Consider the following 9,391-nt stretch of genomic DNA (forward strand, 5'->3'; position numbering starts at 1 on the left):
CGATCATGCCGAGACCATGCACCGAGTCGATCAAACATCGCCATCAGACACGCCGATCATTCTGAAACGAGCTGTAACGAGCCCAGCGTCAGATGAACTTGGAACATGGCGGATCTCCTTTCACAGCAATACGAATCGCGAGCTGGAACGGATCCAGCCCGAGGACGTTGAACTTGATTCAGGCCGCGCCGGTCGCGCGGAGGTTGACCACCTCGGCACCAGGACCGGCGGTGCAGAAGGCCACGAGGTCGGCGATGTCGTGATCGGTGCTGTACCCGGCACGGAACCGCAGGGGTTCGCGGCGGCCGTCGACCTTGCAGTAGCCGACGCCGGGCAGGAACTCCGGAATCTGGTCGGCCAGCGCGCCCCGGTCCCGCATCCCTTCGCCCAAGCACATGTCCACGTACGACTCAGAATCGAGGCGCATCGCGAGCTTCGTCGGGAACAGGCCCCGCATGGGAACGGTGTCCTTCGTCGGTTCCTGCACCGCGGCCACCACCCGGCCACCGGGCGCCCGGTACTGGGTCAGCGCTTTGCCCAGCATCGGTTCGAACTCCTTCTGGATGGAGCGGTCGGCGTACTCGGTCATCGCCGCCAGCTCATCGACCACCAGCAGCTCAAGCGGGGTCTCGACCGAAGGGGTGAACGAGCGCAGCCCGGCCGCGCCGAGTTCGGCTTTCCGGTCGTCGAGGACGTCGGTGTACTCGGCCAGCAGCTCCACGCCCTCCTCATCCGAAGTGGCGAAGCGGTGGAACATCCCGGCACCGGCCGAGAACTCCATCCCGCCTTTGGGGTCGATCACCCACACCCGAGCCCACCCGGCCCGGATCATCGCCGCGAGGCTGCGCAGCAGCCCCCACAGCACCGAGCCCTTCCCCGCTCCTGTCGCCCCGCCCACCAGGACGTGCGTCGAGGCGAGGTTCAGCGCGAAATCCCGGCCGTACTCGTCCCGCCCCAGCACCAGCTGCGCCAGGTCCACCCCGGCCGCGTGATCGGACAGAGTCGGCACGGGAACGTGCATGTCGTGGAACGGCTCGCGGCGCTGCAAGTCCAGCGACAACGTCGACGGCCCGAGGACCCGCACCGAACCCCGCAGCGCCCCGTAGGCGTTGGCGATCCGCCCGACGACCGCTTCGTAGTCCTCCGGGGCCTGGGTATCGACCATGCGCACCCGCACGTGATCCCAGGACCACGACGACGAAACCCGCTCCACCACCGGCAGTCGCTCCCGCCCACGGTGATCGGTGACGACCAGGCCGACCCGATAGGCCAGCGCGAACCAGCGTCTCCGGTACACCGCCCAGCGCCGCCACCACGCCCGCAGCAGCCGACCGGCGAACCGGTCGAACGTCGGAGCATCCAGAAGCCGCCACGACCCACCAGCGACCACCACAGAACCGGCGCCGATCAACATCGCGACATACCCGACGTAGCAGGTCGCGGCACCAACAGCGAGGCTCGCCGCCACCGAACGCGGATGCCGCCACACGAACCGTCCAGCAGCCCTAATCGGGGTGTTCACCTTGACCCGCGTATCCGCCATGACCAGAAACCTTTCCGTGTTGAGAGCAAGACAAAGGGGCACCGAACCGGGAAAGGTCCGATGCCCCTGGCCGACATGAATGCGCGCTAACTGCGCCGCGCCGACAACTCCATCTGATCGATGAGGTTCCCCACCGCCTTCTTCGTCGCCGACAGGTCCTTTTCAGATCCCGCCGGAATCCCGAACTTCCGGCACATCCGGTTCACCGACGCCATCGCCGCGTCCAACTCCCGGATTCGCCGCTGCACGCCCTCCATCCGCGCCATCACTTCCACCCCTTCGCCACCACGACACCGGCCTTCTTCTTCAACCCGCCGGTAGTTCGGTTCAGCGCCGTCACCGCACGCCGCGCTTCCCCCTCCACCGCCGCCGCGTCCCGCTGGTCGTCGAACTCCTCAGCCACCAGCGCTACCGCGTCCAACGCGTACCGCAGTTCGTCCAACCGAGTCCGCAGCGCCGCCAACCGCGTCACACCCGCGCTCTGCATCCCGACACCTTCCTCTCGAACTTCATCAGCCACGCCTTCACCTGGTTCCCACAGCAATCGAGCCCATACAGCCCGCACCGTGAAAACCAACACCGCAATCAGTTCGCATCACTAATCCCCCTTTCATCTCGGGACTCGTCAGGGGCGTCTCTCTCCGCCCGACGCCTCACGGCGTTTCGTCCAGAACCCATCCGGCGCGCACTTTCCGCACCGGAAAAGGACATAGTTCGGCTCACTGTGGAATTGACAAAGAACAAGCAGCCGACGAAAACGGCTTGAGAAACTGCTCTACGAGAAGACCGTCACGCCAGAACCGGCGGAGATCAGACCAGCGGAGTCACACCCGCCGCGCGGTACGCCAGCCCGGAGGCGTAGCGGCCGTTGCGCTCGGTCTGCCACGGCGACACCGTCGCGTCGATCAACTGCACATAGGTGCCCTCTTCGAACCCCTCACCGGGGTCAGCGGTCAAGGTCACCTTGATCTCCTCCCCCTTCTCCGCGAACTGCCCCTCCATCGGGCGCTTCTTCGCGAACAGCGAGACCACGAAGTGCTGAACCCCAGACCGGTCCGTGACCACCTCTTCGACCCCGTTGTCGTTCTCGCGCATCTTCAACGCCGGAGACTCCGTCACCATCAGCTTGTAGCCCTGCAAGTTCACCGGGATGTTCCGCATTGCTTGATCCTCACCGTTGTCGTTCTTTGTCGTACTAGTTCAACCTAGCACAGTGCTAGTACGTACTACCCTGCTCCATCTGGGTGACCTAGCGCGTCATGTGGCGTCTCGGTACAGTCGCTCTGTGGAACAGCAGCGAGTCGCCGCGCACCCGTACCAGGAGATGGCCGCCGGGATCGCGAGCCAGATCGATAGTGGCGACCTCGCCCCTGAAACCCGGTTGCCGTCCGTCCGCGCCCTCGCGAAGCAACACGAGGTTTCGGCGATGACAGCGCAGAAGGCGCTGAACCAGTTGGTCCAGGACGGCTACGCGCAAGCCGTCTCCGGGCTCGGCTACTTCGTGAAAGAAGCCCGTGCCGAGAAGGAAGCGCCGGCCGATTCGACCGCGGCAGCCGTCAGCCACCAGCTCGCGGAGCTTCAGAACACCGTTGCCGGGCTCCAAGCTCGCGTCGAAGCGCTGGAAAACCGGCCCTAGCCTCTGCGGTTTCCTCGTCTGCCCTGTCATGCCTCAAGATTGCCGCGATCCAGCGGACACCTTCACCGCGTAGCGGGACGGCTGAAGACGTCCGGCGACTGCAAAACGTCCCTTCGCGTCCCAAGCACCTTCACGCGTTGAGGGGCACCTGAGCACGACCCTCGCCGGATACGGTGTCGGCGTGACGCTGTTCGAGTGGGCCTACGACGTGGCCGAAAGCAAGCTCTCCACCAGCCTCCCGCGCCGGTGGTCCCACGTTCAGGGCGTAGCGGAACGAGCGCGTTCGCTCCGGCCGGTCGCAGGCGAGGAAGCCGACCTGTTGGAGTCAGCGGCAATCCTGCACGACGTCGGCTATGCGCCGGACCTCGCGACCACAGCGTTCCACCCGCTCGACGGGGCGAAGTTCCTGCGAAGCATCGATGCGCCGGACCGGCTCGTCCACCTGGTCGCGCACCACTCGTACGCCGAACTAGAAGCGGGGCTTCGCGGGCTGTCAGCCGAGCTGTCGGAGTTCACCGACGAGCGCGGGCCGCTTCGCGATGCGCTCTGGTACTGCGACCTGAACACCACGCCCGACGGCGACGAGGTGGACGCACGGGACCGGATTGCCGAGATCAAGGCGCGCTACGGGGACGGCCACCTGGTCACGACCTTCATCACCCGAGCTGCACCTGAATTGCTCGCGGCAGTGGACCGGACGCGGCAACGCGCCAGGGCCACGGTCAGCTGAGGTAAGGCTCAGACCGATCTTCCAACCCGTGCTGGATGCGCAGCCGCATGGAGGGATGGATATCGAGCCCGGCGATTCGCTCCGGCTCTACCCAGTGGACACGCCGGGACTCCTGGCTGGTCCGCAGCTCCCCGCCGGTCGGCCGGGCGTGGAACACGATGGAGAACTCCTGTCGTACTTCACCGTCGTCGTAGGCGATGACGTGGCGCGGGTCGGAGTAGATTCCGACGATCCCCGTGATCTCGATGGTCAGCCCGGTCTCCTCGAAGGCTTCGCGCTCGGCCGCCTGCCGGGTCGTCTCCCCCACGTCTTGCGCACCGCCAGGCGCCGCCCACAGGCCGTTGTCCGTGCGCTCGATCATCAGCACGCGTCCGGAGTCATCACGGACGATGGTGGCCACGGCGACCACGAGACTGTTCGCCGCCGGAGCAGCAGGGTCGTCGTAGTAGTCCTTCTTGGGCATGAGCCCTGCTTACCACGTGTGCGACGCCGCAGCGGACCACACCGCGTCGAAGCTGTCGGCGTAGGTGTTGAACAGATCGCCTGAGTCCAGGCGGCGCAGATGGAGCGCCGGAGCGTGTGAAGCGAGCTTGCCGTACACGTGCGGGTTCACGATCATCTCTTCGTCGAACCGGTACAGCGAGTTGTAGAGCACGGTCCCGTGCGTTCGGATCTCGATGCCCGGCACGTCGGACAGCGGCCGGAAGAACGCCAAGGCCTGGTCGATCTTGGCCGAGATCGTGTGCTCCCCGATGCCTTCGTCCAGGCTCCGCTGCATCACCGCGGAGCAGTCGCGGTCGCCGAACGCCAGTCGGACCCGCGCGCCGCTAGCCGCCTTCTCCCGCAGCGTCCCCAGCAGGTTCGGCTTCTCCGTCATGAACATGCCGACGTAGACGAGCATGTCGACGTGCTCGGTCGCCTGGTCCAGCAACCGGTCCCACAGGTCGAACGGAACTGAGCTGCGATGCGGGTACACGTGGAGGAGTTCGGACTCGCTGACCTGCTCGCGGCGCTCCTTGCCCACGGCGTCCGGCCATAAGTACCGCTCGCTCTCCCCGAGCTTCGCAGCGATCGCTTGGCGAGTCCGCGCGTACGGCGGTCGCCCCGTAGCGACCCATCGCTCCGCCGTCTTCGGATCCACCTTGAGCTCTTCCGCGAGGGCAGCAGTCGTCATCCCCAGACGGTGCAGTGCGTCGCGCAGTCGTTCGTTGGCAACCATCACCGACCGCCTGCCACGGCCGAGCCCGCCAAGTCACGCGCCGGGATCATTCGCCGCCATCCTCGCGGAGCTTGCGGATCTGCTGCCGGACCTCGTCGACATCCCAGCGGTAGTGACCCCCGAGCGTCGTCTCAGTCGGGGTCAACAGACCCGAGGTCACGTAGCGCGCCACGGTGCGCGGGCTGATACCCAGCTCACGCGCCAGTTCACCCGTGGTCACCAGACGAGGTCTCGTCACGACATGGACTGTCGCAGTTGGCGCGTTTACCCACCTATCAGCAGACTCGTTTGATACGTTCGACTCGCTTGTCTCGTTTGACTCGATAAGGTGGTAGCGATGTCCGACGAATCCCGATCACTGGCCGTGCTGCTGCGCCAAGCGCAATGGGCGCTCGACGAAGCCGCCTTCGACATCGGCGCAGGACGAGCCACGACCGAGCAGCGCGAAAGCCTCGCGGGCGCTCTAGTCCGGCTCGCCCAGGCGCTCCACGAGCACGAGCCGCCGGTGATCATCGATGTGTCCGGCTAAAACCGTGAGTCCGCCACCGATCCCGCCAGCCGAAGAGCCCGATTCACCCGAGCAGTTACCACCGGGGCCGGCCAGCAACCCGGACGTCTCCCGATGGAACGACGTCGAGGCGCTACGCGGGGAGTCCGATCCGGTTCTCCAGGCAGCCCGGGCCACTGAGCTGATCAACGAGTACGGGCGGCGGGTCATCGAGCTGTCGGCGCTGCGCCGGATCGCGATCGAACGTGCTCGCCGCGAGAACGGCATGACTCACGGCGAAGTTGCCGACTCCATCGGGATCACCAGAGGCCGCCTCAGCCAGATCCGCAGCGGCCACACCCGATGACCTACGAAGCAGGGGCCATCGTGGGCAAACATCAACTCAGCACCCCGGACATCAGCTACATCACCGCGTGGCACGGCGAACTCTTCCCCGACCTCTCCGAGACCTCCGAGCAGAGCCCGCAGCCAGACCTTCCACACCGAGCTTGGGCGGAACCCACCCTTCCCCTGCTTCAGCGCGTCGTGCACAAGCTCCACGAGCTCTAGCCCCAGATCAGCGCTCCAGAGCGCTCGTGTTCAGAGTTTCTTTTCTTCATCAAGGGCGGCCCCTGCGGGGCCGCCTGCCTGCTGCATGCAAGCCCGGCCAAGTCGACCGCCGGGCGTGCGGCTGGCGCCGGTCCCAGCGGTCGGCAGCCGGGCGCAGAGCGGAAGGCAGGCGGCCAGGAACCGCGCAGGGGCCACTGCGATGAGTAGATAGATCCCGAACGGAGCGTTGGACGCGGATCGGCTTGGGGATGGACACCGAGGTGTGGTCGATCGTCGTAGGGGGCCACCTTCACTCTCACCATGCTCGCGATCAGTCACCACATGCACGGGCTCTCCTGCTTGTGGTCCCTCTGCCGTCGCTCGAATGAAACCAAGATATACGCAGGTCATCGCCTAGATGTAGCCAAACGACCCGGATGTCGATCACCCGCTAACATGATCGTATGGCAGAGAGTGATCGCGTCCGTCGAGGATCCCAGTTCCCGATCGTGGAGGCCTACGGTTACGCCTTTGATAGCACGTCTGATGAAGCAAAAGAAGCATGGAGTACAGAATGGTGCCATTTTATGGAACGAGCCTGCGAGAAGAAAAGACAGTACAAGTTCGGCTATTGTTCGATCACCTACGCGGCTTCTTGGGATGACGGGGTGCCGAAAACATACTCTGTATGCGACCATCGCCTTGACGGAGATCCAATAAAGCGAGCCGTGTCCGATCACTTTGGCAGTCGAGACGTCACGCTGGTCCCAGAGGTTACCGCCACATCGAAACCTCGGCTAAACATAGACTACGTTGCCTTCGCTGACGATAAAAAAGCAGACGGAGGGGTCGACATTATTGCAATTGAGGCGCAGGCTATCGATCTCCGCGGAGGCGGAGTCGGCCCTGCTTGGAAAGCCTGGGAGCATGGAGATGCTAGCAACTGGCGTAAGTACTTTACTGCCGAGGCGAAAGAGAAAGGGAGAAAAAAGGATACTGTAGATTATGGAATCAATACCGGGAACGTCTATAAGAGGCTAGGGACACAGGTCGCCGAAAAGGGCCAGTACTTTAAAGAGATCAAGATCCCGCTCTATGTCGTTATGCAACATAGCATCCTCCGCCAACTTAGAAGTCGAATCGACTTCCCCGTGGTGGCGGCGAGCGAGGACTGGGATATCACATTTATGAGCTTTGACTACACTGGAGCCACGAAGGATACCGGAGAACTAGAGTTCAAGTATGTAGAAACTGTACGCACCACCTTGGACGGTTACATAGAGGCAATGCACACCAGTGGAGCAGCTTTACATGTACCGCGAAAAGATTTTATCGCTAAGGCAAAGAAGAAGGCCAAGCCGCAGTCGGCACAGCTTGACCTACTTCAAGATGAAGATAGCCCCCTAGAATAGGTACCCTCCCTTGTTTGCCATTTTTTCAACATCCTCATCGTTGGATTCATAAAATTTCTTTGTGTCCGCTAGATGTCTTCTGGCCGCCCCGGAGAAATTAGATGTGATTTCGAATCCAATTGCAGTGCGGCCATTTCGCGCCGCAACTGCCAGTGCCCGACCAGTTCCACAAAACGGGTCCAGCACGAGTCCGCCTGGAGGGCAGGAGCTCAAGATTCGGGGTTCGATAACTTGCACGGGAAATGTCGCCGAATGTCCGTCGGATCCCGGAGCAGCGTTTACGCGTACGACATCGCGGGAGCCGGGTTCGGTAGCACTCAAGTCGTAGTAATACTTTGCGCGCCCCTCTTTCGGCCTTTTTACAAAGTGAAAGAAATGCTCATGCGCCAGCCGAAGGCGATCTTTCTCGGGGCGTGGAGGAACATTCTGCTTCTCCCAGATTAGATCGTTCCGCAAGATCCATCGCAGATCTTGCATTGCGATTGAGAATCGCGCAGGAATCTGGAGCAGTTGCTTTTCCTGGCGAAACCCTCCCATGGGTGTTTTTCTGCGCTCCCTGGGGTTATTGCCCAGTCCTTGGCGTCCATCGAGGCGGATGCTTGACCAACGAGCAAAGTATGTATCGCCTATGTTTACCCACATGCTCCCTTGTGATTTTAGGGCATGTGCACCGCGTTGGAAAAATTCTGCAAGGTTGCTTACGTACCATTCTGGCAGCGGTTCCATTCCGAGGCATCCGCCGTGCATACGGTACCAATCATAGGATGGAATCGACTCTTTGCTGCCCCCTTGGGAAATCCATTCATCGAGTATTTCCCAATTGTGCGCGAGACCGTAAGTACGATGTCCCCAGTATGGCGGGGAGGTGATGATAAGGTCGACAGACTCTGCCGGGAGCTTGTTCAGTAGGTCATAAGCGTCGCCTTCATGGACAACAGTGGGACTGTCGGGCCCTGAAGGGAAGAGTCCGTCATTATCTTCCATGTCCTGCCCTTTATTTTGGAGTGCGTTACACACGTCCTTGCTAGCGCTTCTTTTTGAATTATATACCATGTCACTCTCCTTAATTACTTGCCAGTGTCCTTTGATTAACCAGCTGACGGTTGAATCGAATTGATGCCGAGCCCCGGAAGCCTCTAATAAATCCAACTTCTGCTGATATTGGTTCGCAGTTAACTGAACCCTAGGTAGATCATCTATACGTGGCTCTAGGCGGCTGGGATGTTGCGCGTGCGGTCGCTGGTAGTCAGGCGTGGTCGCTCGCCAAGGTCTGGGGGTTGCCAAGGAAGTGCCAATAATCGATCGCCAGCGACGTCATACGACGACAGGTGACCATGCTCTTGGCAGCGGGCGTTCACGCAGGTGACCGGCTATGTCATCAGGTGACGGCAAGCGTCAACAGGTACGGACGCGAGAACCGTGGGTTCCACGGTTCGCCAGAGTGCATCCATCGCGCACCGAGAAAACCAGCCGAGGCACATGCGCCGCAGGCGACGGCAACCGACCGATGCTTCGTGGTTGGCTGCCGTACAAGTGGTCCGCAGCGCAGCAGGTAGATGCTGCCACCGGAACGCCCTCCGGAGGCAGGTGTCAGGGTCGAGGGGCGCCCCCGCTTTACCCCCACAGATCAACGACAAACATTGCCAGATGTCCATCCATAGTGGCTATTCGCAGTCGCGAATCAACGAGGGCACGGCAGGTATCGACGAACGTTGCCGAACGACGGCAACCCACTTCTCCTAACAACTCGTTTCAGAATGAGGTTGGTAGTTGGCGGTAGCAGATGAGGGCGCAGCCGAGTTGGAGGAGTCCGAG

General features: G+C 62.2%; 14 protein-coding genes. 6 read left to right on the plus strand and 8 right to left on the minus strand.

The features are described from left to right. Positions 1–178 precede the first annotated feature (178 nt). From OOZ19_RS29740 to OOZ19_RS29755, 4 genes are all read right to left on the minus strand, one after another. Positions 179–1,543 (minus strand): FtsK/SpoIIIE domain-containing protein, encoded by a 1,365-nt coding sequence (locus OOZ19_RS29740; RefSeq protein ID WP_266093494.1) that lies wholly within the window; start codon positions 1,541–1,543, stop codon positions 179–181. 86 nt (positions 1,544–1,629) lie between these two features. Then, positions 1,630–1,809, minus strand: a complete 180-nt coding sequence (locus OOZ19_RS29745) for a hypothetical protein (protein WP_266093495.1) — start codon at positions 1,807–1,809, stop codon at positions 1,630–1,632. Beyond that, complete coding sequence (locus OOZ19_RS29750) at positions 1,809–2,030, minus strand: hypothetical protein (RefSeq protein WP_266093496.1); 222 nt, start codon at positions 2,028–2,030, stop codon at positions 1,809–1,811. Before OOZ19_RS29750 ends, OOZ19_RS29745 begins: the two co-directional genes overlap by 1 nt. Positions 2,031–2,353: 323 nt before the next feature. Continuing rightward, positions 2,354–2,704: a hypothetical protein gene (locus tag OOZ19_RS29755; RefSeq protein ID WP_266093497.1), complete on the minus strand. Its 351-nt coding sequence runs from the start codon at positions 2,702–2,704 to the stop codon at positions 2,354–2,356. Between the two features lie 124 nt (positions 2,705–2,828). On the opposite strand from OOZ19_RS29755, the gene OOZ19_RS29760 reads away from it, so the two are divergent. Then, on the plus strand, positions 2,829–3,179 hold the full coding sequence (locus OOZ19_RS29760; protein ID WP_266093498.1) for a GntR family transcriptional regulator: 351 nt from the start codon (positions 2,829–2,831) through the stop codon (positions 3,177–3,179). 181 nt (positions 3,180–3,360) lie between these two features. Beyond that, positions 3,361–3,909, plus strand: a complete 549-nt coding sequence (locus tag OOZ19_RS29765; RefSeq protein ID WP_266093499.1) for an HD domain-containing protein — start codon at positions 3,361–3,363, stop codon at positions 3,907–3,909. On the opposite strand, the gene OOZ19_RS29770 is transcribed toward OOZ19_RS29765, so the two are convergent. From OOZ19_RS29770 to OOZ19_RS29780, 3 genes are all read right to left on the minus strand, one after another. Then, positions 3,902–4,372, minus strand: a complete 471-nt coding sequence (locus OOZ19_RS29770; protein ID WP_266093500.1) for an NUDIX hydrolase — start codon at positions 4,370–4,372, stop codon at positions 3,902–3,904. The two genes, OOZ19_RS29765 and OOZ19_RS29770, sit on opposite strands and share 8 nt — an antisense overlap. A gap of 9 nt (positions 4,373–4,381) precedes the next feature. Beyond that, the gene (locus OOZ19_RS29775; protein WP_266093501.1) at positions 4,382–5,083 is read right to left on the minus strand and encodes an XRE family transcriptional regulator; all 702 of its coding nucleotides are present in this window, start codon (positions 5,081–5,083) and stop codon (positions 4,382–4,384) included. A 91-nt stretch (positions 5,084–5,174) separates the two neighbouring features. Beyond that, positions 5,175–5,366 (minus strand): MerR family DNA-binding transcriptional regulator, encoded by a 192-nt coding sequence (locus tag OOZ19_RS29780; RefSeq protein ID WP_266093502.1) that lies wholly within the window; start codon positions 5,364–5,366, stop codon positions 5,175–5,177. A gap of 99 nt (positions 5,367–5,465) precedes the next feature. Between OOZ19_RS29780 and OOZ19_RS29785 the strand changes: the two genes are divergently transcribed. The 4 genes from OOZ19_RS29785 to OOZ19_RS29800 all read left to right on the plus strand — a co-directional run bounded on the left by OOZ19_RS29785 (position 5,466) and on the right by OOZ19_RS29800 (position 7,576). Then, a complete protein-coding gene (locus OOZ19_RS29785) occupies positions 5,466–5,657 on the plus strand; it encodes a hypothetical protein (protein WP_266093503.1) in 192 nt (63 codons plus the stop codon). A 4-nt stretch (positions 5,658–5,661) separates the two neighbouring features. Then, positions 5,662–5,982 (plus strand): helix-turn-helix domain-containing protein, encoded by a 321-nt coding sequence (locus OOZ19_RS29790; RefSeq protein ID WP_266093504.1) that lies wholly within the window; start codon positions 5,662–5,664, stop codon positions 5,980–5,982. Further along, positions 5,979–6,185: a hypothetical protein gene (locus OOZ19_RS29795; protein WP_266093505.1), complete on the plus strand. Its 207-nt coding sequence runs from the start codon at positions 5,979–5,981 to the stop codon at positions 6,183–6,185. Before OOZ19_RS29790 ends, OOZ19_RS29795 begins: the two co-directional genes overlap by 4 nt. A gap of 443 nt (positions 6,186–6,628) precedes the next feature. Continuing rightward, positions 6,629–7,576 (plus strand): NotI family restriction endonuclease, encoded by a 948-nt coding sequence (locus OOZ19_RS29800; protein ID WP_266093506.1) that lies wholly within the window; start codon positions 6,629–6,631, stop codon positions 7,574–7,576. On the opposite strand, the gene OOZ19_RS29805 is transcribed toward OOZ19_RS29800, so the two are convergent. After that, positions 7,568–8,725 carry a DNA-methyltransferase gene (locus OOZ19_RS29805; RefSeq protein ID WP_266093507.1) on the minus strand — a complete coding sequence of 386 codons (1,158 nt, stop codon included), beginning with the start codon at positions 8,723–8,725 and terminating at the stop codon, positions 7,568–7,570. The genes OOZ19_RS29800 and OOZ19_RS29805 overlap by 9 nt on opposite strands. Positions 8,726–9,391: the final 666 nt, after the last annotated feature.

Origin of the sequence: Saccharopolyspora sp. NFXS83 (genome assembly GCF_026241095.1) — a bacterium.
Classification (GTDB): Bacteria; Actinomycetota; Actinomycetes; order Mycobacteriales; family Pseudonocardiaceae; genus Saccharopolyspora_C.

Coding starts and splice junctions, on each gene's coding strand:
- OOZ19_RS29795 (WP_266093505.1), top strand. CDS start 5,979: ATGACCTACGAAGCAGGGGCCATCGTGGGCAAACATCAACTCAGCACC.
- OOZ19_RS29745 (WP_266093495.1), bottom strand. CDS start 1,809: ATGGCGCGGATGGAGGGCGTGCAGCGGCGAATCCGGGAGTTGGACGCG.
- OOZ19_RS29800 (WP_266093506.1), top strand. CDS start 6,629: ATGGCAGAGAGTGATCGCGTCCGTCGAGGATCCCAGTTCCCGATCGTG.
- OOZ19_RS29785 (WP_266093503.1), top strand. CDS start 5,466: ATGTCCGACGAATCCCGATCACTGGCCGTGCTGCTGCGCCAAGCGCAA.
- OOZ19_RS29740 (WP_266093494.1), bottom strand. CDS start 1,543: ATGGCGGATACGCGGGTCAAGGTGAACACCCCGATTAGGGCTGCTGGA.
- OOZ19_RS29750 (WP_266093496.1), bottom strand. CDS start 2,030: ATGCAGAGCGCGGGTGTGACGCGGTTGGCGGCGCTGCGGACTCGGTTG.
- OOZ19_RS29775 (WP_266093501.1), bottom strand. CDS start 5,083: ATGACGACTGCTGCCCTCGCGGAAGAGCTCAAGGTGGATCCGAAGACG.
- OOZ19_RS29755 (WP_266093497.1), bottom strand. CDS start 2,704: ATGCGGAACATCCCGGTGAACTTGCAGGGCTACAAGCTGATGGTGACG.
- OOZ19_RS29770 (WP_266093500.1), bottom strand. CDS start 4,372: ATGCCCAAGAAGGACTACTACGACGACCCTGCTGCTCCGGCGGCGAAC.